Below are 21,735 nucleotides of genomic sequence, written 5' to 3'. Positions count from 1 at the left end.
TTCCCCGTCTGTTATGCCCAATCCGGGAGGAGTATCAAGTGCGGCGCGACTTCGGCGGCGGCGCCCGGGCATGAGCGCCATGTGTTGCTGTAAAATGGTATCACGCGAACATTCGGCATCATTAGCACGACGTTAGGTTCCGGACGATCAAATGTCGGGATGCAGATCGTTTGGGACAGGATTGCCCGGCAGGGGTGGAGCGAGGCCACGGTAGCGCTGCCGCTGCCTATGCAACAGCACTGGACCTATGGATCGGTGTTGAGTGCGCACGGGAGAACGGTTCGCCGTGCCGAAATCATCGTCGCGGGGCGACGGGTCGGTCTTGCACAAGTCGTTTCCAGGCGGATTGGACCCTTGCGGTTGACGTTGCTCAGCCGGGGACCGGTCTGGCTGGAGCCGGTTGCGCCCGAAGTCGCGGTCCGTGCGCTGCGGGCGCTTGCGCGTGGTGCGGGGATCATGATCGTGACGCCGGACACCGCCCTGCGGGGTCTGGGGTGCATTCCGCTTGTCGCACCGCGGCATGAGGCGATGATCGACCTTCGCCCTGATCCAGCGGCGATCCGCGCCGGATTTGGCGGGAAGTGGCGTAACCGGCTGGTGCGGGCCGAGGGGGAGGGGATATCCGTCCGGCAATCGGTTCCGGACGCAGCGCATCTTGCCGGGCTCCTGACCAAAGAAGCCGAACAGCAACAACGACTCTGTTATCGGGCCCTGCCACCGTCATTCACATCTGGTTGGCTGTCGGCAGATCCTGAGGGCGCGATCCTTTACGAGGCACGCAAGCGCGACCGAACGATTGCGACGATGCTCGTCCTGTTGCACCGACCCGGGGCGAATTATCACATCGGCTGGTCAGGGGGCGAGGGGCGGCGGTTGAACGCCCATCAGTTTCTTCTCTGGCATGTGATCCGCGACCTGCGCTTGCAGGGTTATCGGATGCTCGATCTTGGCGATGTGAATGAGAAGGCCGCACCTGGCCTCGCCCGGTTCAAGATCGGCAGCGGTGCAACCGTGACGCCCTTAGGCGCCACGATGCTTGTCCTGCCTGCCCTTACTCGGCCGCGATCTTGATTACCGGTTCCATATGGTCGAACTCGGCCGACGATAGATGGCATTTGATCTGATGTCCGTTCGACAGCGTCTGGACCGGTGGCACGTCCTTTTCGCAAAGCCCGCCCGGAACCTTGGACTTCCAGCGGCAGCGGGTCTGGAACGGGCAGCCCGGCGGCGGGTTCATCGCCGAGGGAATGTCGCCTTCCAGCACGATGCGCTTTTTCTCCACGCGGGTGTCGGCGATGGGCACCGCCGAGAGGAGCGCCTCGGTATAGGGGTGGTAGGGCGGCGAGAAGACCTGATCGGTCGTGCCAAGTTCCACCACATGGCCGAGATACATCACCATCACCCGGTCGCTGAGATAGCGCACGATGGAGAGGTCGTGGCTGATGAAGAGAAGCGTCGTCTTGTTCTCGCGCTGGATCTCCATCAGGAGGTCCGTGACAGCGGCCTGAACCGACACGTCGAGCGCCGAGACCGGTTCGTCCGCCACGACGATCTTGGCCCCGCCCGCGAAGGCCCGGGCGATTCCCACGCGCTGCTTCTGCCCGCCGGAAAGCTGGCGCGGCATCCGTTCGGCGAAGGCGCGCGGCAGTTTCACCAGATCGAGCAGTTCCAGCATCCGCTCTTCGCGTTCCTTGTCGGAGTTGCCTTCGCCGAAAATCTCCAGTGCGCGGATGATCTGACGTCCGACCGTCATCGACGGATTGAGCGTGTCGAACGGGTTCTGGAACACCATCTGTACGCTTGAAATTGTCTCGGTCGACCGGTTTTCGATCGGCGTGTCCTGAATCTCGTGATTGTGCAGCAGGATCTTACCGGCCGTTGCCGTTTCCAGACCCATCAGCACCTTGGCGAAGGTGGACTTGCCGCAACCGCTCTCGCCGACGATAGCGAGCGTTTCGCCCTCATGCGCCTCGAAACTCAGCGTCTCGTTGGCCTTGACGACCTTCCTGTCGCCACCGCCGAAGAGTGCATTGGCGCTGACCTCGTAATACTTGCGCAGATCGTCCATCTTCAGGACCACATCGCCGATCGGGGTCTTTTCGGCCTTGGCCGCAACCTGTGGCGGGGCTTTCCAGTCGATCTCGTCGACTTTCAGGCAGCGCGTATCGTGACGGTCATCGCCCGGCACGTTCCGCATCTTGATATCGCCCGCATCGCAGCGCCCGGCGGCGAAGTAGTCGCAGCGGGGGCCGAAGTTGCAGCCGTTGGGGCGTTCATGCGGCAAGGGGAAGTTGCCCGGAATGGCGATCAGGGGCTGCGCGTTCTTGTCCGCCCCCGGTAGCGGGATCGAACGGAAGAGAGCCTGTGTATAGGGATGCTGCATCTTGTCGAAGACATCCTTGATCGAGCCCGTCTCCACCGCCTCGCCCGAATACATCACGCAAAGCCGGTTGCAGGTGTCGAGCACCAGACCGAGATTGTGCGAGATGAAGAGCATCGAGGTGCCGTATTTCTTGCCGAGGTCCTTCACGAGGTCGACGACGGCCGCCTCGACCGTAACGTCAAGCGCGGTCGTGGGTTCGTCGAGGATCAGCAGGGCGGGCTTCGACATCAGCGCCATGGCGATGACGATCCGTTGCTGCTGCCCGCCCGAAAGCTGGTGCGGATAGCTTTTCAGGATCCGCTCGGGATCCGGCAGGCGCACGTCGGTTACGACCTCCAAGGCGCGCTGATAGGCCTCTTCCGCCGATGTCCCCTCATGGATCATCGGCACTTCCATCAGTTGTTTGCCGATCTTCATCGCCGGATTCAGCGAGGCCATCGGTTCCTGATAGATCATCGCGATCTCCGATCCGCGGATGTCGCGCAGATCCTCCTCGCTCATCGTCGTCAGGTCGCGGCCCTTGAACTTGATCGTGCCGCCCACGATACGGCCGTTCTTGCCCAGATCGCGCATCACGGCGAGCGCGACGGTGGATTTGCCGCACCCGGATTCCCCGACGAGGCCCATGGCTTCGCCGGGTTGAACGGTACAGGAGAAATCCATCACCGCCGGGATTTCCCTCAGCCGGGTGAAGAAGCTGATCGAGAGGTTCTCGATCTCAAGGATCGGGCCGTCATAGTCCCATTTGGTCATATTCCGTCTCCCTTAATCCCTGAGGCTTTCTTCGCGCAGGCCATCGGCCAGAAGGTTGAGGCCCAGAACGAGGCTCATCAGCGCGAGCGCGGGTACGATGGCGGGGTGCTGCGCGACCGTCATCAGCTTACGGCCTGCGTTGATCGTCGAGCCCCAGTCAGGGCTTTCGGGGCTAAGGCCGAGGCCGAAGAAGCCGAGGGTACCCAGAAGGATCGTCGTATAGCCGATCCTCAGGCAGAAATCGACGATCAGCGGCCCGCGCGCGTTAGGCAGGATCTCCCACAGCATGATGTACCAGGGCCGCTCGCCACGGGTCTGCGCGGCCGAGACATAGTCCCGTGTCTTCACGTCCAGAACGATGCCGCGCACAATACGGAAGACGGTGGGCGAGTTCACGAAGACGACCGAGACGAAGACGATCAGGATATTGCCCGGCACATGGATCAGGTCCAGCATGTTGGGCAGGACCGCCACCTTGGTGCCAACCTCACCTACGAGCGACAGGTAAAGATAGCCGCCGATCACCGCGATGATCGTCATCATCTTGTTCCGCAGAGCGGGCACCACATAGTAGCGCGAATTGACCAGCACCAGCAGGAAGACGATGGGAAAGAGGAAGAGCACCATCGCCATATATTGCGGCATGCCGGTTGCGACGATTTCCGGGGTCACCAGCAGGTAGAAGAGAAGGATTACCGGGAAAGCAAGGATGAGGTTGGCGAGAAACGAGAGGAACGTGTCGAGCTTGCCGCCATAGTATCCTGCCGGAAGGCCCAGCGTGATCCCCACCATGAAGGCAAAGAGCGTCGCCAGCGGCGCGATCTGCACCACGATGCGGCTGCCGAGGACAACCCGGCTGAAGACATCGCGGCCCAGATGATCACCACCGAGCAGATACCAGCCCATATCGTCCGGGGTAGGGGTGCCGGGCACCTTGTTCTTCATCTGGCTGATCTGGCTGAGGACGTCATGGGTCGCGATCGTGGTGGCGAAGATCGCCGAGAAGACCCAGAACATGACGATGGCGAAACCGATCATGCCGATGGTCGAATCGAAGAGCTTGCCATATAGGCCCAGCCGCCGTTTGTAGCGGATGGAGACGGCATACAGCACGATCAGCGACAGCCAGACCGGCAAGAAACGCTTGGCCAGCCCGCCGATGATGCCAACTTTGCCATAGGGCATGACGACGCCCGCCAGAAGGTAAACCACCGCGAGCACCACAAGGGCGAGGAAAAGCCAGCGCACGGCCTTTTCGCTTGTCCCGTAGGCCCCGCCACGCGCGGCGACCGTACCATCGGGATTGGCCACGATGGTCGGTTCTGGCGCGACGAACGACAGGGCGATTTGGGCGATGATGGCAAGCGCGAAGGCGGCTGCGATGGCGATGGTGACCGGGTTGAGGACGGAAAGGGCGCCGGTCCAGGTTAACGGGTCCATTGTCAGTTCCTCCTCAGGATATCCGGATGCGTGGGTTCAGGAAGACATAGCCGATGTCGGATATAAGCTGGGTGACCAGAACCACGAAGACGGCGACGACCGAACAGCCCAGCAGGAGGTCGATGTCGTTGTTGCCGGCCGCCGAGACGAGCGTCCAGCCGAAGCCCTTGTAGTTGAACAAGGTCTCGACAATGACGACGCCGTTCAGAAGCCACGGGAATTGCAACATGATGACCGTGAAGGGGGCGATCAGTGCGTTTCTGAGAGCGTGTTTCATCACAACGTTGCGGAATGACACGCCTTTCAGCCTTGCAGTGCGGATGTACTGCGCGGTCATGACCTCGGTCATCGACGCGCGGGTCATCCGGGCGATATAGCCGATGCCGTAAAGCGCGATGGTGATGACCGGCAGGAAGAAGTTTTCAAACGTGATGCCGTCCATCGCGCTCGATGCCGTGCCCTTGAACCATTTCAGCCCGAACATGGATGAGGCGAAGACCGCGATCAGGATAACGCCCGAGACATATTCCGGCGTTGCCGTCGTGGCGATGGAGAAGGTGGAGAGCGACCGGTCAAGCTTCGACCCCTCGCGCATGCCCGCCAGGACGCCGATGATCAGCGAGACGGGCACCATCACGACCATGACCCAGAACATGAGAATGCCTGTCAGCGACAGCCTTGTGCCGACAATGGTCGACACCTCGTCCTTGAAGACCGAGGAGAAACCCCATTTCCCCTGCAGAACGCCACAGAAACTTGACGCGGTCTCCGGGTCCTGTCCGCGTTGTATACAGCGGCCCGTCGTGACCCCATTTTCCTCGCGCGTCCAGCCGGGAATGACGCCGAGCCATTCACCGTAGCGAACCAGCAGCGGGCTGCCGTGCCCGTTCTTGTCGAGCCAGCTTTGCACCTCTTCGTCGGTGATGCGGCTGCCTGCCTCAGTCTTGGCGAGCTTTTCAAGGTTTGGTGGCAGGTTCGTCAGAAAGAAGACGACGAACGTCAGGCAGAGGGCTGTCAGGACCATCGTCAACAGCCGCCGGAGCAGGAATATCAGCATTTTTTCATGTCCTTCCCCCCAAAGAACGTAGGGGCAGGTTGGAGTGCGTGGGCTGTCACGTCAACAAAAAGCGGCGCGCGGATGAACTCCGCACGCCGCACTAAGACCGATCAGGCCTCGATCGACCACTTGTAGTGGTGATGCTCGAAGGTGGGGTGCATCTCCGCGCCCTTCACGTTCTCACGGAAGTGGCGATAGACGTTCCGCCAGTAGGGCTGGATCAGCACGCCGTCGTCCTGCATCAGCTTCTCGATCTTCGCCATCACCTCGCGCCGCGCATCGGCATCGGCAATCGCCATGGCTTCGTCGAGAAGCGCATCGAACTCGGCGCTGGCATAGGCGGTTTCGTTCCAGGCCACGCCCGACCTGTAGGCGAGCGCCAGGACCTGCACGCCAAGCGGGCGCATGTTCCACTCGGTGGCCGAGAACGGATACTTGGCCCAGTCGTTCCAGAAGGTCGAGCCGGGCAGGATCGTCCGTTTGATGTTGATACCGGCGTCCCGCATCTGTGCCGCAACCGCGTCGCAGGAGTTGGCCTGCCAGGCGTCGTCGATCGAGATCAGCTCGAACTCGGTATCGGCATGGCCGGCCGCGTCGATCATCTCTTTCGCTTTTGCCGGATCGACCACCAGCGGCGGCAGTTCGGCATATTCCGGATGGATCGGGCAGACATGGTGGTTTTCGGCCGGGCTGCCGAGATTGGCATAACCAAGCTCCAGAACCACCGCGTTGTCCACCGCCATCTGCAGCGCCCTGCGGACATTCACATCCTTGTAAAGCTCCGCGTCCTGGTTGAAGCGCACGGCGAGCGTCGCCGATGTTACCGCTTCGGACTTGGTCCAGCCGATGCTGTCGAAGATGTCGACGAAATCACCGTCGGTGCGGTGCAGCATGTCGATCTCTTCGGCCTCTGCCGCAGCGAGGAACGAGGACGGATCGGTGCCGAGATCGATATATTCGATCCGGTCGAGATACGGCCCGCCATAGACCTCGGTGCCCCACCAGGTGTGGTCCGGGTTGCGGACCAGAACCTGCTTGACGCCGACCTCATTCGATTCCGGAATATAGGGGCCGGTGCCGATCGGATTGGCCGAGGGGTCGCCGCCGTCAAAGGACGAGTGCACCACGGCAGCCGGATAGTCCGCCATGCCGACCATGATCGTGATATCAGGCGACGGAAGCGTCAGCTTGACGGTGTGATCGTCGACCACCGTAATCCCGCCGTCGCGCACCATCTTGGACTCACCATCCACGAGCGCGCCCATGCGCGCGGCCATGGAGTTGCCTTCGACATTGCCGTCGCACCAGCGGGTGATGTTGTTGGCCACATCGGCGGCGGTGAAGTCGTCGCCATTGTTCCACTTGACGCCCTGACGGACCTTCAGCGTGTATTCGGTGGCGTCCTCGTTCACTTCCCAGCTTTCCAGCAGCATGCCGCGCAGGCTGCCGTCGCTGTTGTACTCGACCAGATAGTCGAGCCAGCCACGACCGAAGTTGGCGTATTCAGACCAGTCCCAGGTGCGCGGGTCTTTCTGTGCTTTGGTTTCCAACTGGCAACGGATCGTGCCACCCATCGTCTGGGCGCGCGCTTGTTGCGGCGCTGCGAGGCCGAGAAGGCCGTAGGCGGCAGCCGAACTGACACCAAGCGCAGAGGCCCGGGTCAGGAATTCGCGGCGGCTCAGCGTACCGTCGCGAACTTCATCGGCGTAACGTTTGGCCGCCGGATGGACATCCGGCGTGAAGTGCTTTGTCATGCTTTTTCTCCCTGCGTGACTTTTTTTATTCCGCTGCGGCAACGACCGGTCGGATACCGGCCCCCCATGCGCAACGAAATTACTCACCGAAGCATTGCGCCCGGTTTTTGCCTCTGCGTCAACGCCGGATTCCGTCACTTTCGGAAATTTTACGACATTGCCGACCAGTTCGGCGCCGAAGTTCAGTTTGGCTGAACCAGTCTTCAGCCGGCTTTGCGGAATGCCGACGGTGTCTTGCCTGTGCGGTGTTGAAACGCCCGTGTGAAATAGGCGGCAGACGTGAAGCCAAGCTCCTGCGAGACGCGCGAGATTGGCATTCGCGTTTCAGTTAGAAGCAGTCGCGCTTCGAATATCACCCTGTCATGCAGCAAGTCCGAGGCGGAACGGCCGCAGCTCTGATTGCAAACCCGCGTCAGATGGGTCGGAGTGACACCCAGTTCACGGGCGTATTCGGCCACGCCCTTCCCGCTCCGGAAGTCGCGTTCGAGCAGTTCGGCATAGCGCACGGCCAGCCTAGCTGCAGCGCCGGGCTTTTTCGCATCCGCCTTGGCGATCTCCACCTGTCTCTCAAGCCAGACGCCAAGGAGGCCGAGATGGTGATGGGCGGCACGTTCAGCGCCGGGCTTGCCGCTGTCCAGCTCGCGCTGGACATTGTCGATCAGTCCCGAAAGTTCCGCCTGCGGTCCAACATCACGGATGCGCAGATGATGAGGCACGTCGGGCAGGGAAAGATCGGTGGAGCGCCCGAAGAATACGGCTGTCCCGTAGCACTGGCTGCCAACGTCGTAGCCATGCATGACACCGGCCGGGATAAAGATCGCATTATGCGCGCCGTAGCCGCGGGTGACCCCATTTACCGTGATGCGCCCCTGTCCTCGGGTGAACCACAACAAAAGCGGTTCGGAATAGGACCGCATCGCTTCGACCCGCCAGCGCCCACCTGCCGCAAGACGCGGGATCGGGACGATACGCAGCTTCGACGTATTCGCGGGCGGGGTCTTGGCGGCGGCCGCCATTTCAGCCGGGCTGGCACCACTACCGCGGGCGTCCGGCTTTGCCGACGGATCGGAGAATTTCGACAGTGGTGTGCCAGTGAAGAGTTTCACGGGACAAATCCTCAAAGTCAGGTCGCAACGTGATCGACCAGTGGGTTGCAAGCGGCTCGGGGCGCGGGCGCGGCGAGTCTATGCGTGCCGAATCAGAAACCCAAGGGGAAAACTCCTGATTGCAGCGCGGTCGGCGGTGCGTGGCCGACCGGTCACGGGCGGGCAATCCGCCGCCAGTCCCGCATCCGACCCCGGAACCAGCTGCGCTGGCGTTTGGCATATTGGCGGCTGGAAGCCTGTGCTGCCGCGATCGCCTCCTGCAGAGTGATCTCACCCCTGAGATGACTGACCAGTTCCGGCGCGCCGATGGCTTTGGCCCAGAGGGCGGAGGGAGACCAGTCCGGCAGGACCGCCCTGACTTCATCCAGAGCGCCCGTATTCACCATCATTTCGAACCTTCGGTCGATCCGTCGGGCCAGCCAGTCGCGGTCGGCATCGAGGACAAGCGCGGTACAGTCGCTGAGCGGCAAAAGCGGGTTTCCGGTCTCGGCCTGCCACTCTGCCAATCCCCTCCCGGTCGCATACAACACTTCCCATGCCCGCTGGATGCGGGCGGGATTCCGTCGGTCGATGCGGGCGGCGGTGGCGGGGTCAAGCTCGGCCAGCATCGCCTCGTGCCCGGCGTGGACGAGGCGATCATCTGCCGCGGCCCGAATGGCGGCTGGTACGGCAGGAATGTCGGCAAGTCCTTCGGTCAGTGCAGTAAGGTAAAGGCCGGTTCCGCCGACGATGATCGGGCGTTCCGGGCCTTGCAGGATCTGTGAAACCTCCCTCAGCCAATGGCCGACGGAATACTCCGCATCGCTTGCCAGATGGCCATAGAGCAGGTGCGGCGCCTGTGCTTCGTCTTCGGCACTGGGGCGGGCGGAAAGTACCCGCCAGCAGGACCAGACCTGCAATGCGTCAGCATTGACGATAACACCGCCATGCACCCGGACGATTTCAAGCGCCAGTGCAGATTTGCCTGAAGCGGTCGCCCCGGCGATCACGACAGGTCTCTCTGAATCTATGTTCTTTATAAAATCCAGTGTCTTGCCTGCCGATGCTCATGTGCCCTTGTGCCGCAGGTAAATTCCGGCCGGACTTTCCGCCCGAGTCCGGTTGAACCCGCCGCCGATTTCCTCCATTTTGCGCGCGATCCACCGGGGCGGCAAGGGAAGTAGAGCATGGACGCGTCACAGGAACCGAAAGTCACCTATAAACGCGTTCTTCTGAAAATCTCCGGCGAGGCCCTGATGGGCGATCAGGGCTATGGCCTGCATCCCCCGACCGTCAACCGCATCGCGGCCGAAGTGAAATCGGTCCACGATCTTGGTGTCGAGATCTGCATGGTCATTGGCGGCGGCAACATCTTCCGGGGCCTGCAAGGCTCTGCACAGGGGATGGAGCGGACGACCGCCGACTATATGGGGATGCTCGCCACCGTGATGAACGCGTTGGCAATGCAGGCAGCCCTTGAACAGCTTGGCATCCATACCCGCGTGATCAGCGCCATTCCGATGGATCAGGTCTGCGAACCCTATATCCGTCGCCGCGCCGTGCGGCACCTTGAGAAAAAGCGGGTCTGTATCTTCGCCGCCGGCACTGGCAACCCCTATTTCACCACCGACACCGCCGCGACTTTGCGCGCCAATGAGATGAGTTGCGAGGCGATCTTCAAGGGCACCAAGGTGGACGGGGTTTATGACAAGGACCCGGTAAAGCACGCCGACGCCAAACGCTACGACAAGGTCAGCTATGACGAGGTGCTGCAAAAGCATCTGGGCGTCATGGATGCCTCGGCCATTGCGCTTGCCCGCGACAATCGCCTGCCCATCATCGTCTTTTCCCTTGATGAGCCGGGCGGTTTCCGCGGCATCCTGTCGGGTGACGGAACCTACACGCTGGTCGGCGGTTGAAATCCTATCCTTTCAGCGCGTTTTCGTGCTAAAGGGCGCAAAACGAAAAGATTAACGAGCACAAGACGGAATACCCCATGTCCGACGATATCGAGATCGACACCGATGACCTTGAGCGCCGTATGGACGGCGCGCTTGGCGCTCTCAGGCACGAATTCGGCACTTTGCGCACGGGACGGGCTTCGGCGACGATGGTCGAACCGGTGATGGTCGACGCTTACGGCGCGATGACGCCGATCAATCAGGTGGGCACGATCAACGTGCCCGAGCCGCGCATGGTCACGATCAATGTCTGGGACAAGGGACTGGTCGGCAAGGTCGAAAAGGCGATCCGCGAAAGCGGGCTCGGCATCAATCCGCAACTCAACGGCACGATCATTATGTTGCCGATTCCGGAGCTAAACGAGGAGCGTCGCCGCGAATTGACCAAAGTTGCGGCACAATATGCCGAAAATGCTCGTGTAGCGATTCGCAATGTGCGCCGCGACGGCATGGACCAGATCAAGAAGGCCAAGGGCGACGGCATGAGCGAGGACGACCAGAAGTTCTGGCATGACGAAGTTCAGGCCATGACGGACCGGCACATCGCGCTTGTCGACAAGGCGCTGGAAGAAAAGCAGGCGGAGATCATGCAGGTCTGAGGACCTGTGGGTCCCGGGGGCGGAAAGGGCAGGCCGATGGCCGCGAAGGACATCACAGGCAGCGTTCCGGCGCATGTCGCCATCATCATGGATGGCAACGGCCGCTGGGCGACCAGCCGCGGCTGGCCTCGTCTTGTCGGCCACCGTCGGGGGGCGGAACGTGTTCGCACCATCGTCGAGGCGGCACCGGGGCTCGGTATCCGCTACCTTACGCTTTACGCTTTCTCGACCGAGAACTGGAAGCGCTCGACCGAAGAGGTCATCGGCCTGATGACGATCTTCGCCCGCTACATCCAGTCCGAGGCAGAACGGCTTTCGGCAGAGGGTGTTCGGCTGCGCTTTATTGGCGAGCGGTCACGGCTCGACAAGAAGTTGCAAAAGCTGATGGCGGGGATCGAGGAGCGCACGAAGGAAAATGACCGGCTGCATCTGACCGTCGCCATCAACTATGGGGGCCGGGACGAACTGATGCGCGCGGCGCGGAAGGTCGCCGAGGATGTCGCCGCCGGTCGCCTGACGCCTGATGAGGTCGATGAGGCAGCGATCGAGGCACGCCTTGATACCCACGACCTGCCGGACCCAGATCTTGTGATCCGCACATCGGGCGAGACGCGGATCTCGAACTACCTTCTTTGGCAGTCGGCCTATTCGGAATACGAGTTCACCGACACGCTCTGGCCTGATTTCACCCCGGCTGAGCTGGAAGCGATCATGGCCCGCTTCACCGACCGCGAACGCCGTTACGGCGGCGCAATGACCGCATGAGCGATGCATCCGGTAAATGGGGCGACCTCGCGCCGCGCCTGATCTCGGGCGCGGCGATGGCGCTTGGCGGATTGCTTCTGGTCTGGCTTGGAGGCCCGTGGTTCGCGACACTGGCCATCGTCGCAGGTGCGCTGATGGTCTGGGAACTGGCGGCGATGACCGATCAGGGACGCCCGTCCGAGGCCGTGGTCCTTGCGGTTCTCGCTGCCTTTGCCCTGGCCATCGTGCTTTTCACCCGCGATCCGTTCCTCCTGCCGCTTCTGGTGCTGCCGACGATCGTCGGGCTGGTGCGGCCCGGGCGGCCGATGCGGGTGGACTACGGTGTCTATTCGTTTGCGATCATGATCGCTTGCTACGGGCTCGTCGCCTTCCGCGAAGGCTACGGAATGCTTTGGCTTCTGTGGCTGATCCTAGTTGTCGTCGTGACGGACATTGCCGGATATTTCGCGGGCCGCATCTTCGGGGGACCGAAATTCTGGCCCCGCTTCAGCCCCAAGAAGACCTGGTCAGGCACTGCCGCGGGATGGATCGCGGCGGCAATTGTCGGACTCATCTTCCTTCAGGTTTCCACCGCCGGACGGGACCTGATCTGGATTTCGGCGCTTCTGGCCTTTGCGTCGCAGCTTGGCGATATTGCCGAAAGCGCGATCAAGCGGCGCTCGGGCGTCAAGGACAGCTCGCGCCTCATCCCTGGCCATGGCGGCTTGATGGACCGGTTCGACGGGCTTCTGGGGGCGGCACTCTTCATGTTGCTTGTGGCCCAGCTCACACCCGTCCCCGTCGTCCGGTTCTGAGGCGATGCGCAGCGTATCGGTTTTCGGCGCCACAGGTTCCATTGGCGAAAGCACCTTTGACCTGCTGATGCGGCAGGGTGGGGCGCAGGCCTACCGGACGGTTGCCCTGACCGGCGGTCGCAATGTTGCGCGACTGGCCGAACAGGCCAAGGCACTGAAGGCCGAGATCGCCGTTATCGCCGACGAGACGCTGCTGCCCGACCTGAAAGCCGCGCTTCACGGTTCTGGTACTGTCGCGGCAGCCGGGCAGAATGCGCTTATGGAAGCCGCTGACCGCCCCGCCGACTGGATCATGTCCGGTATCGTCGGTGCCGCCGGTCTTGCGCCCGGATTCCGTGCCCTGTCGCATGGAGGCACTCTGGCCTTGGCCAACAAGGAAAGCCTCGTGACCGCCGGGCCTTTGCTGATGGCCGAGGCGCGGGCCCATGGTGCCCGTATCCTGCCCGTGGACAGCGAACATTCGGCGGTTTTTCAGGCTTTGGTCGGCGAAGAAATGGAGGCGGTGGAAGCGATCACCATCACCGCCTCGGGCGGCGCCTTTCGTGATTGGCCGCTCGAACGGCTGGCGACGGCAACGGTGGCAGAGGCTTCCACCCACCCCAACTGGGCGATGGGACAGCGGATCACTATCGATTCCGCGTCGATGTTCAACAAGGCGCTGGAGATCATCGAAACCCACGAATTCTTCGGTATCGAACCTGAACGGATCGAAGTTCTCGTTCATCCGGAATCCCTCGTCCATGCGCTTGTCGGTTTCCGGGACGGCGGCGTTATCGGCCATCTTGGGGCGCCGGATATGCGCCACGCGATTGGCTATGCGCTGAACTGGCCCGAACGCAATCATCTACCGGTGTCGCGGCTGAACCTCGCGAAGATCGGGCAACTGACCTTCTCGGCCCCCGACCCGGCGCGCTATCCCGCGTTGCGCCTCGCGCGCGAGGTGATGGCGGCGGGCGGGCTGACTGGCGCGGCGTTCAACGCATCGAAGGAGGCTGCGCTTGATGCCTTCATTGACGGTCGCATCGGTTTCACCAAGATGGCCGACGTGGTCGAGGACGTGCTGGAACGGCTTTCGCGGGATACGGGGCTTGGCAAATCGGCCACAAGCCTCGATATGGTTCTGGATGCGGATCGCGCCGCGCGCCGCATGACTGTTGAAGTGATTAAAGATATGCAGAGGACGTGACCTTGGATTTTCCCGGCCTTCTGGCTTCCGCTCTTGATACCTTGCAGACCGTTGGCGCCTTCATCGTCGCGCTGTCGATCATCGTGGCAGTTCACGAATATGGCCATTACATCGTCGGGCGCTGGTCCGGTATCCATGCTGAAGTCTTTTCCCTCGGTTTCGGGCCTAAACTCTGGTCGCGCGTCGACAAGCGCGGCACCCGCTGGCAGGTGGCCGCGATCCCCTTCGGCGGATACGTGAAGTTCCTCGGTGATGCCAATGCGGCCTCGGCGGGTGCGGACGAAGACACGATGTCACGTCTGTCCGACCAAGAGCGCCGCCACACGATGCACGGGGCTCCGCTTTGGGCGCGTGCTGCGACGGTGTTTGCCGGTCCTCTTTTCAATTTCGTCATGTCCTTTCTGATTTTCGCGGCAATGCCGTTTGCGACCGGCATTGCCACTGACCGGCCGGAAATCGCCGCGCTGATGCCGGTGCCTGTGGAAAATGGACTTGCCCCGGGGGACCGCATTCTCGAGGTGAACGGACATGAAACGCCGGATTATGAGGCGTTGAACGAGGCTGTCGATACGCTCCCCGCGAGCGATACGGTGGAATACCGGGTGCTGCGCGACGGGGCAGAGGTAAACGTAACCGGGCCGACGCTGATGCCGCCGATGATCGGCGGCATCCAGCCCAAGAGCGCCGCGCAGGATGCAGGGCTGATGATCGGTGATGTCATCACCGCCGTTGACGGCAAGCCCACGCCGCGGTTTTCCGATGTCCAAAACCTGATCCGCTCGGGCGGTGGGCAAGAGGTGACGCTGACTGTCTGGCGTGCGGGCGAAAGCCTTGAAGCCCGGCTCAAGCCTCGCCCGCGCCCGGTTGAGGCCGACGATGGCGGTCTGGAAACGGGGTATCTGATTGGCTTCAGCTCGAGCTATGTCTTTGAGCCGATGACCCGTCTTCCCGGTCTGACCGAGGCGGCGCGGATCGGAGTGATGCAGACTTACCGCGTGATCGAAGGTACGTTCATCGGTATCGGCAGCGTTGTTGGCGGCAAAATCTCCAGTTGTAATATTAACGGACCGATCGCCATCGCTCAGGCAACCGGCACGGCGGCAAGTGCCGGGGTGTCATCGTTCATCTGGCTTGTAGCGGCGCTCTCGACTGCGATCGGGCTTTTAAACCTGTTCCCGATTCCGGTTCTCGACGGAGGACATCTGGTCTTCCACGCTTATGAATGGGCGTTTGGAAGGCCGCCGTCCGACAAGGTGATGAATGCGGCGATGGCGATCGGTCTGACGATCGTCCTGGCGCTCATGGTCTTTGGGCTGAGCAACGACTTGTTCTGCGTCTGAAGGACGCAAGAAGCGCTTTGTCACCGCGAATAAGCCGCAAAACCGCCACATTCGCTATCTAGCGTTTTGGGTAACTGAACTCTGCAAGAGGCGCGGGACAATGCAATTGATCCAGAACGGATATCGGAGCTTTTCCCTTATGATGGATCTTGGCCTCGACCGGATCATCATTCCTCTTGCGATCGTGGTCGGACTTGCGGGCGGCGCGATGATCGGTGCAGAACTCACCCAGGTACAGAAGCCAGAGCAGCATTTCATTCGCTGAGGACACCGCCCCTCCGGCACTGACTTTTTTCGGCGCGCCCCTCTCGGTGGCGCGCCGTCGCTTTTGACAAGCATCGGCTTTATCGGTAGTCACGTTTCCAAAGATAGTGGCATTTATCCAGGGGGCAGATCATGGTGTCGGACGGGCAGGGCGTACTGGGCGCAGGGCATGCTCTCGCGGGTCGTATAAAGGCGTCACTTTTTGTTTTTATTACAATATTTTGCGGTCTTTTCTTTACCTCAGCGATCGCGCAGAACTACGCGTTCTCGCGTATTGTGGTCGAGGGCAATGAACATATCGAACCCGCCACGATCGTGAAATTCGCCGGAATCGCCCAGGGCGAAAGCGTCACAGCGGGCGCGCTCAACGATGCGGTTCAGCGGCTGAATGCCTCGGGTCTGTTCAGAAGCGTGGACGTTGTGCCCTCGGGCGGCACTCTGGTCATCCGGGTGGTGGAGAACCCGACGATCAACATTATCGCCTATGAGGGCAACAAACGGATCAAGGATGAGCAACTCGCCGGTGTGATCAAATCGCAATCGCGGCGCGTCTACTCGACCTTGCAGGCGGAGGCCGATGCGGCAGCCATAACCGAGGCCTACGCCCTCGCGGGTCGGCTCGCAGCGCGGGTCGAACCCCGGATCATCGAACGCGACGGCAACCGCGTGGATCTGGTGTTTGAAATCCGCGAAGGCCGGGTGACCGAGATCGAGCGGCTGTCCTTTACCGGCAACCGCGCCTATTCGGACCGTCGTCTGCGCCAGGTGCTGGAAACCAAGCAAGCCGGTTTGCTGCGCAACATCATTCAGCGTGACACCTTCATTGCCGACCGGGTCGAGTTCGACAAACAGCTCCTGACCGATTTCTACCGCTCGCGCGGCTATATCGACTTTCAGGTACTGTCGGTTTCGCGCGAGTTTTCACAGGAACGCGACGCGTTTTTCCTGACCTTCGCGGTGCGCGAGGGGCTGAGCTACAAGTTCGGAAATATTTCCACCGTAAGCGAATACGAAGGTGTGGATGTCGCCGAGTACGCAAAGGCTGTTAAACTGCGCTCCGGTCAGACCTACTCCCCGAACCATATCGACAACAATATCAACCGGCTCGAAGCGGTCGCGCTCAAGCAAGGCGTCAACTTCATGGCGGTCGTTCCCCGGATCACGCGGAATGAGCGCGACCAGACTCTGGACGTTGTTTTTGCGCTGACCAAGGGCCCGCGCGTCTTTGTCGAGCGCATCGATATCGAGGGCAATGCCACGACACTCGACAAGGTCATCCGCCGTCAGTTCAAGACAGTAGAAGGCGACCCGTTCAATGCGCGCGAAATTCGCGAGGGCGCTGAGCGAATTCGCGCGCTCGATTTCTTCGAGACGGCAGAGGTTGACGCACGTCAGGGGACGGCGTCGGATCAGGTCATCGTCGATGTCAATGTGGAGGAAAAACCCACCGGGTCGTTGACCTTTGGCGCGAGCTATTCCGTGTCGAACGGTGTCGGCTTCAATATTGGCCTGACTGAGTCGAACTTTCTTGGCCGCGGCCAGTTCGTTGGTGTTAATCTTTCGGCAGGAACTGACAACCAGAACAGCTCGATTACCTTCGTTGAACCTGCCTTCCTCGATCGTGATCTGCGGTTCCGTTTTGCCGGTTATTACAACACCACGGAAAACGCCAATGCGGACTATTCAACGCAGCGCATCGGGTTCTCACCGTCCATCGAGTTTCCCATTAGCGAGTTCGGCAGGCTGGAGCTGCGTTACAGCATCTCGCAGGACGATTTGTTCGATGTAGATGCGAATTCCTCGACATTGCTCATGAATGAAGAAGCGCTAGGCGCTCAGATCACCAGTTCGCTTGGCTATGCCTATACATATGACACCCGCATTGGCGGTCTCGACCCGAACCGCTCGCTCCGCTTGAGATTCGGTCAGGATTTCGCAGGTGTCGGTGGCGATATCCAGTCTGTAACGACAAACGCGGTGGCGTCGTATCAACAGAAAGCCTTCCGCGAAGAGGTTACTTTGCGCGCTGAGGTCGAGGGAGGCGCCGTTGTGACGGCCAATGGCGACAGCCGATTGCTCGACCGCTTTACCGGCAACGGCAAAATCCGGGGGTTTGAACCGAATGGTATCGGCCCGCGCGATCTTACCGTGGTAAACGAGGACGCGCTCGGCGGTAACTTCTTCGCAGTAGCGCGTTTCGAGGCGGAATTCCCCCTGGGTCTGCCTGAGGAATATGGCATCACCGGCGGTCTTTTCGCCGATGTGGGTTCGGTCTGGGGATTGGATGACAATCTCGGGGGCGCAATCGATGATGACCTGAAGCTTCGGAGCGTGATTGGCGTTTCGATCTTCTGGGATACCCCACTCGGACCGTTGCGCTTCAACTTCTCCAAGGCGTTGCAGAAGGAAAGCTACGACAAGGAGCAGAATTTCGACCTGACCGTTTCGACACGGTTCTGATGCGCGGGCTGTTGGCGGCGCTGGTGGTTCTGGCCCTCGCCGCCGGGTTTGGCGGCGCGGGTGCGCAGGAAACGCCTGCGCCGCTGCAAAGTCCGATCCTGACGCTGGATCAGGAACGGCTCTTTACCGAAACCCAATGGGGCAAGCGGGCGGCAGACCGTATCGCGGCGACTTCTGCCGAGTTGGCCGCCGAGAACCGGCAGATCGAAGGGGAACTGACGGTCGAGGAGCGGACGTTGACCGACCTCCGGGCGACGATGACACCGGACGAGTTCCGGGCGGCTGCCGACGCTTTTGATGCCAAAGTGACCGAGATCCGCCAGACTCAGGATGCGAAACTTCGCGCCATCGGCCGCCTGCAGGAGACCGAGCGCCAGCGATTTTTCGCTGCGGCCTTTCCCGTAATCGGCGAAGTCGTCCGCAGCCGAGGGGCGGTTGCCGTGCTCGATTCACGGGCGATCTTTCTTGCCGCAGATGCGATCGATATTACCGATATCCTGATTGAACGTATCGATACGGAACTTGGCGCCGGTAAAGATTCCGACGCAGCTGATATCGTTCAGCCAGAAGCCGGTGCAGCGAACGGCGACTAAGTGCTCCCGCTTGCCAGTGTGAGGCCGAGTTGTTAGCAAGGCCAGACCGACATGTCCCTCCGGGAGAAGAACGCATGACCGCAACGCCGATCACCGAGGCAGATATCCATCTGATTCAGCGGATCATCCCGCATCGGTACCCATTCCTGCTGATCGACAAGGTCGTGGACATCGTTCCCAACGAACGCTGCACGGGCATCAAGAACGTCACGTTCAACGAACCGCATTTCCAGGGCCATTTCCCGGCCAAGCCGATCATGCCCGGTGTGACCATCGTCGAAGCGATGGCACAGGCGGCGGCGGTTCTCGTCGGCATCTCGATGGATGTGGTCGGGCGCGATCTCTTGACCTATTTTCTCTCGATCGACGGCTGCAAATTCCGCCGCATGGTGGTGCCGGGAGACGTTCTGGAACTGCACATGACGGTCAAGCGTGGTGGCGGCAAGATTTGGAAGTTCCATGGCGCGGCGAAGGTTGGCAGCGAGCTGGCCTGCGAGGCCGACATCGCGGCGATGATGGATCTTCGGGACTGACCAGATGACCATCGCCGACAGCGCCGCGATCCACCCATCGGCCGTTATCGAACCGGGGGCCGTGATCGGTCCGGACTGCCGGATCGGTCCGTTCTGCGTTGTCGGCGGCGAGGTGACGCTGGCGCGCGCAGTCGAACTCAAAAGTCATGCGATAGTCACCGGCGAGACCGAGATCGGTGAGGAGACGGTGGTATTTCCCTTCTCGACGCTCGGAGAGGTGCCGCAGGATCTGAAGTTCAAGGGCGAAAAGACAAGACTGGTCATCGGCAAACGCAACCGCATCCGCGAGGGTGTGACGATGAATGCCGGCACCCAAGGCGGTGGCGGCGTTACACGGATCGGCGATGACGGGCTTTTCATGACCGGATGCCATGTCGCCCATGACTGCCAGATCGGCAACAAGGTGATCCTTGTCAACAACGTGGCCCTTGCCGGCCATTGTGTGTTGGAAGACGAGGTCATCGTCGGAGGCCTTTCCGGCGTCCATCAGTTCGTCCGCATCGGCCGCGGGGCTATGATAGGTGCCGTGACCATGGTCACGGCCGACGTAATACCGCACGGGCTGGTCCAGGGGCCGCGCGGCACGCTGGATGGGCTGAATGTTGTCGGGCTGAAGCGGCGCGGGGCGGGGCGTGCCGATATTGCAGCACTTCGAGATCTGATAGGCGAGCTCGGGCAGGGTACTTTCCGAGAAACCGCGCGCGCGCGTGCCGAGGCGGGCACCGATAGCGAACTGGTCCGCGAGGTGCTGGATTTTATCCTGGGGCCCTCCGACCGGTCCTTCCTCACTCCACGATGACAAAAACCGCACTCATTGCCGGGCAGGGCGGTCTGCCGGTCCGTCTCGCCGCTGCGCTGAAGGCATCGGGCGAGGCACATCTCATCGCTGAGATGGAGGGGTTCCCCGCGGACATCCCCGGCGCCGATCCCGTCCGTTACCGGATCGAACGGCTTGCCCCCTTTCTCGATCATCTCGCGCGCGAGGGCGTCACCCGTGTCGTCTTTGCAGGTGCGTTGCGCCGCCCGCAGATCGATCCGGAACTGATCGATGCCCGAACCGCCACTCTTGTGCCCCGGCTTTTGGGCGCATTCCAGAAAGGTGATGACTCTCTGCTGCGCGAAGTCATCGCGATCTTCGAGGATTGGGATTTCGCTGTCGTCGGGGCGAGCGACATCAGCCCGGACCTCGTTCCGGGTGCCGGAGTGATCACTGGTGCGCCCTGCGATGACGATCGCCGTGATGCGGCGCGCGCGGCAGAGATCGTAGCGGGCATCGGGCCTCTGGATATCGGACAGGGGGCCGTGGTTGCGCAGGGGCTCTGCCTTGCGGTGGAGGCATTGCCGGGAACCGATGCGATGCTGGCCTTCGTTGCCGAGCATGCAGGGCGGTTGCGACCAAATCCGAACGGTGCCCGCGGCGTCTTTTACAAAGCGCCGAAGTCGGGTCAGGATCGTCGCGTCGATCTGCCCACGCTTGGCCCCGCCACAGTTGCGGCTGCGGCCAAGGCAGGTCTTGCCGGAATTGTCTGGGAGGCAGGCGGCGTAATCCTCATCGACCGTGAGGCGATGATCGCGGCGGCAGAGACGGCTGGGCTCTTCCTGTGGGCACGTGAGCCATGAAGCTCTTTCTTATTGCGGGTGAGGCTTCGGGCGACAGCCTTGGCGCTGCACTGATGTCGGGGCTTAAGGCCTTGGCGCCCGGGGTGCAATTCCACGGGGTCGGCGGGTCGAAGATGGAGGCCGAGGGGCTGACGAGCCTTTTTCCGATGGAAGAGCTATCGGTCATGGGCATCATGGAGGTCCTGCCGAAATACCGTCACCTGAAGCGTCGGATCGCGGAGACGGCGGCCCGAGTGACAGAGCTTGCGCCGGACGCGCTGATCACAATCGACAGCCCCGATTTCTGCCTGCGCGTCGTGCGACTGGTCCGCGCCGCCAACCCCGATCAGAAGACCATACATTATGTCGCCCCCACGGTCTGGGCCTGGCGGCCCGGACGGGCCGCGAAGATGGCCGAGGTGATCGACCATGTGCTCGCGCTATTCCCGTTCGAGCCGCCCTATATGGAAGCGGCGGGGATGAGCTGCGACTTCGTGGGTCACCCGGTCGTGGCCGAGGCGCGGGCGACCGAGGCCGATGCGGCCGCTTTCCGCGAGGCACAGGCGATCGGGCCCGACCAACCGCTTCTCCTCTGCCTGCCGGGATCCCGTAAGGGGGAGGTTACGCGTCTTGCCCCTCGTTTCGAAGAAGCGATCGCGCGGCTCCGCGACCGTGAGCCCGGCCTGCGCGTGGTCATCCCGACCGTGCGCGGCGTGGCGCCCCTTGTGCGCGGGATGACGGCGCGCTGGAAGGTCTCGCCTCTGGTGACCGAGGATGCGGCGGAAAAACGTGCGGCCTTCGCAGCTGCCGATCTGGCGCTTGCTGCCTCGGGCACGGTCAGTCTGGAACTTGCCGCGAACCGGGTGCCGATGGTCATCGCCCATGATTTCAACCGGCTGACCTGGTGGATGATGAAACGCGCCGCGCTGATCGACACGGTGACACTGGTCAATATCGTCTCCGAGACGCGGACCGTGCCCGAATTTCTTGGCCCCGCCTGCCGGCCCGGCCCGATCAGCGCCGCCCTTGCCCGGCTTTTGGCCGGCGAAAACGACCGCGAGGCACAACTGGCCGCGATGGAACTGACCATGGACCGGCTTGGCCGCGGGGCGGAAGCACCGGGCCTGCGCGCCGCGCGGTCCGTGCTGCGCGCTCTCGGTGACGGCTGA

20 protein-coding genes are annotated in these 21,735 nt (G+C 61.8%); 14 read left to right on the top strand and 6 right to left on the bottom strand.

Annotated elements, in window-relative coordinates; genetic code table 11:
• Nucleotides 1-354 precede the first annotated feature (354 nt).
• Nucleotides 355-1,071 (top strand): GNAT family N-acetyltransferase, encoded by a 717-nt coding sequence (locus QKW60_RS02080; RefSeq protein ID WP_282366053.1) that lies wholly within the window; start codon nucleotides 355-357, stop codon nucleotides 1,069-1,071.
• Here QKW60_RS02080 and QKW60_RS02075 read toward each other — a convergent pair.
• The 6 genes from QKW60_RS02075 to miaA form a co-directional block, all read right to left on the bottom strand.
• Complete coding sequence (locus QKW60_RS02075; RefSeq protein WP_282366051.1) at nucleotides 1,052-3,136, bottom strand: dipeptide ABC transporter ATP-binding protein; 2,085 nt, start codon at nucleotides 3,134-3,136, stop codon at nucleotides 1,052-1,054. The genes QKW60_RS02080 and QKW60_RS02075 overlap by 20 nt on opposite strands.
• Nucleotides 3,137-3,148: 12 nt before the next feature.
• Nucleotides 3,149-4,576, bottom strand: coding sequence for an ABC transporter permease (locus QKW60_RS02070; protein WP_282366049.1), 1,428 nt, complete (start codon nucleotides 4,574-4,576; stop codon nucleotides 3,149-3,151).
• Nucleotides 4,577-4,589: 13 nt separating this feature from the next.
• Entirely contained in the window at nucleotides 4,590-5,633 is a 1,044-nt protein-coding gene (locus tag QKW60_RS02065; protein WP_282366047.1) for an ABC transporter permease, read from the bottom strand.
• Nucleotides 5,634-5,743: 110 nt separating this feature from the next.
• Nucleotides 5,744-7,387, bottom strand: coding sequence for an ABC transporter substrate-binding protein (locus QKW60_RS02060; RefSeq protein ID WP_282366043.1), 1,644 nt, complete (start codon nucleotides 7,385-7,387; stop codon nucleotides 5,744-5,746).
• 203 nt (nucleotides 7,388-7,590) lie between these two features.
• Nucleotides 7,591-8,493, bottom strand: a complete 903-nt coding sequence (locus QKW60_RS02055) for an AraC family transcriptional regulator (protein ID WP_282366041.1) — start codon at nucleotides 8,491-8,493, stop codon at nucleotides 7,591-7,593.
• Between the two features lie 152 nt (nucleotides 8,494-8,645).
• A complete protein-coding gene (miaA, locus tag QKW60_RS02050; protein WP_282366848.1) occupies nucleotides 8,646-9,521 on the bottom strand; it encodes a tRNA (adenosine(37)-N6)-dimethylallyltransferase MiaA in 876 nt (291 codons plus the stop codon).
• A gap of 138 nt (nucleotides 9,522-9,659) precedes the next feature.
• Here miaA and pyrH point away from each other — a divergent pair, with 138 nt between their 5' ends.
• The 13 genes from pyrH (at nucleotide 9,660) to lpxB (ending at nucleotide 21,735) form a co-directional block, all read left to right on the top strand.
• Nucleotides 9,660-10,391 carry a UMP kinase gene (gene pyrH / locus QKW60_RS02045; RefSeq protein ID WP_282366040.1) on the top strand — a complete coding sequence of 244 codons (732 nt, stop codon included), beginning with the start codon at nucleotides 9,660-9,662 and terminating at the stop codon, nucleotides 10,389-10,391.
• 77 nt (nucleotides 10,392-10,468) lie between these two features.
• The gene (frr, locus tag QKW60_RS02040; protein WP_282366039.1) at nucleotides 10,469-11,032 is read left to right on the top strand and encodes a ribosome recycling factor; all 564 of its coding nucleotides are present in this window, start codon (nucleotides 10,469-10,471) and stop codon (nucleotides 11,030-11,032) included.
• Between the two features lie 36 nt (nucleotides 11,033-11,068).
• Entirely contained in the window at nucleotides 11,069-11,797 is a 729-nt protein-coding gene (locus tag QKW60_RS02035) for an isoprenyl transferase (RefSeq protein WP_282366038.1), read from the top strand.
• Complete coding sequence (locus QKW60_RS02030) at nucleotides 11,794-12,591, top strand: phosphatidate cytidylyltransferase (protein ID WP_282366036.1); 798 nt, start codon at nucleotides 11,794-11,796, stop codon at nucleotides 12,589-12,591. Before QKW60_RS02035 ends, QKW60_RS02030 begins: the two co-directional genes overlap by 4 nt.
• Before the next feature lie 4 nt (nucleotides 12,592-12,595).
• Nucleotides 12,596-13,777, top strand: a complete 1,182-nt coding sequence (dxr, locus tag QKW60_RS02025; RefSeq protein WP_282366035.1) for a 1-deoxy-D-xylulose-5-phosphate reductoisomerase — start codon at nucleotides 12,596-12,598, stop codon at nucleotides 13,775-13,777.
• 2 nt (nucleotides 13,778-13,779) lie between these two features.
• Nucleotides 13,780-15,117, top strand: a complete 1,338-nt coding sequence (gene rseP / locus QKW60_RS02020; RefSeq protein WP_282366034.1) for an RIP metalloprotease RseP — start codon at nucleotides 13,780-13,782, stop codon at nucleotides 15,115-15,117.
• A gap of 142 nt (nucleotides 15,118-15,259) precedes the next feature.
• A complete protein-coding gene (locus tag QKW60_RS02015) occupies nucleotides 15,260-15,382 on the top strand; it encodes a hypothetical protein (protein ID WP_282366033.1) in 123 nt (40 codons plus the stop codon).
• A gap of 131 nt (nucleotides 15,383-15,513) precedes the next feature.
• The gene (bamA, locus tag QKW60_RS02010) at nucleotides 15,514-17,841 is read left to right on the top strand and encodes an outer membrane protein assembly factor BamA (protein ID WP_282366032.1); all 2,328 of its coding nucleotides are present in this window, start codon (nucleotides 15,514-15,516) and stop codon (nucleotides 17,839-17,841) included.
• On the top strand, nucleotides 17,841-18,434 hold the full coding sequence (locus QKW60_RS02005) for an OmpH/Skp family outer membrane protein (RefSeq protein WP_282366031.1): 594 nt from the start codon (nucleotides 17,841-17,843) through the stop codon (nucleotides 18,432-18,434). Before bamA ends, QKW60_RS02005 begins: the two co-directional genes overlap by 1 nt.
• A gap of 74 nt (nucleotides 18,435-18,508) precedes the next feature.
• Nucleotides 18,509-18,967: a 3-hydroxyacyl-ACP dehydratase FabZ gene (fabZ, locus tag QKW60_RS02000; protein WP_263740533.1), complete on the top strand. Its 459-nt coding sequence runs from the start codon at nucleotides 18,509-18,511 to the stop codon at nucleotides 18,965-18,967.
• Between the two features lie 4 nt (nucleotides 18,968-18,971).
• Nucleotides 18,972-19,766 carry an acyl-ACP--UDP-N-acetylglucosamine O-acyltransferase gene (lpxA, locus tag QKW60_RS01995; RefSeq protein ID WP_282366028.1) on the top strand — a complete coding sequence of 265 codons (795 nt, stop codon included), beginning with the start codon at nucleotides 18,972-18,974 and terminating at the stop codon, nucleotides 19,764-19,766.
• Complete coding sequence (locus QKW60_RS01990) at nucleotides 19,763-20,587, top strand: LpxI family protein (protein ID WP_282366026.1); 825 nt, start codon at nucleotides 19,763-19,765, stop codon at nucleotides 20,585-20,587. The genes lpxA and QKW60_RS01990 overlap by 4 nt, the downstream gene beginning before the upstream one ends.
• Nucleotides 20,584-21,735, top strand: a complete 1,152-nt coding sequence (lpxB, locus tag QKW60_RS01985; RefSeq protein WP_282366024.1) for a lipid-A-disaccharide synthase — start codon at nucleotides 20,584-20,586, stop codon at nucleotides 21,733-21,735. Before QKW60_RS01990 ends, lpxB begins: the two co-directional genes overlap by 4 nt.

The sequence above is a fragment of the Albidovulum aestuarii genome, assembly GCF_029961185.1.
GTDB classification, from domain to species: Bacteria; Pseudomonadota; Alphaproteobacteria; order Rhodobacterales; family Rhodobacteraceae; genus Albidovulum; species Albidovulum aestuarii.
This window is presented reverse-complemented; position numbering and strand designations above follow the sequence as displayed.

Coding starts and splice junctions, on each gene's coding strand:
- QKW60_RS02075 (WP_282366051.1), bottom strand. CDS start 3,136: ATGACCAAATGGGACTATGACGGCCCGATCCTTGAGATCGAGAACCTC.
- QKW60_RS02070 (WP_282366049.1), bottom strand. CDS start 4,576: ATGGACCCGTTAACCTGGACCGGCGCCCTTTCCGTCCTCAACCCGGTC.
- QKW60_RS02065 (WP_282366047.1), bottom strand. CDS start 5,633: ATGCTGATATTCCTGCTCCGGCGGCTGTTGACGATGGTCCTGACAGCC.
- QKW60_RS02060 (WP_282366043.1), bottom strand. CDS start 7,387: ATGACAAAGCACTTCACGCCGGATGTCCATCCGGCGGCCAAACGTTAC.
- pyrH (WP_282366040.1), top strand. CDS start 9,660: ATGGACGCGTCACAGGAACCGAAAGTCACCTATAAACGCGTTCTTCTG.
- frr (WP_282366039.1), top strand. CDS start 10,469: ATGTCCGACGATATCGAGATCGACACCGATGACCTTGAGCGCCGTATG.
- QKW60_RS02035 (WP_282366038.1), top strand. CDS start 11,069: ATGGCCGCGAAGGACATCACAGGCAGCGTTCCGGCGCATGTCGCCATC.
- QKW60_RS02030 (WP_282366036.1), top strand. CDS start 11,794: ATGAGCGATGCATCCGGTAAATGGGGCGACCTCGCGCCGCGCCTGATC.
- dxr (WP_282366035.1), top strand. CDS start 12,596: ATGCGCAGCGTATCGGTTTTCGGCGCCACAGGTTCCATTGGCGAAAGC.
- QKW60_RS02015 (WP_282366033.1), top strand. CDS start 15,260: ATGGATCTTGGCCTCGACCGGATCATCATTCCTCTTGCGATCGTGGTC.
- bamA (WP_282366032.1), top strand. CDS start 15,514: ATGGTGTCGGACGGGCAGGGCGTACTGGGCGCAGGGCATGCTCTCGCG.
- QKW60_RS02005 (WP_282366031.1), top strand. CDS start 17,841: ATGCGCGGGCTGTTGGCGGCGCTGGTGGTTCTGGCCCTCGCCGCCGGG.
- fabZ (WP_263740533.1), top strand. CDS start 18,509: ATGACCGCAACGCCGATCACCGAGGCAGATATCCATCTGATTCAGCGG.
- lpxA (WP_282366028.1), top strand. CDS start 18,972: ATGACCATCGCCGACAGCGCCGCGATCCACCCATCGGCCGTTATCGAA.
- QKW60_RS01990 (WP_282366026.1), top strand. CDS start 19,763: ATGACAAAAACCGCACTCATTGCCGGGCAGGGCGGTCTGCCGGTCCGT.
- lpxB (WP_282366024.1), top strand. CDS start 20,584: ATGAAGCTCTTTCTTATTGCGGGTGAGGCTTCGGGCGACAGCCTTGGC.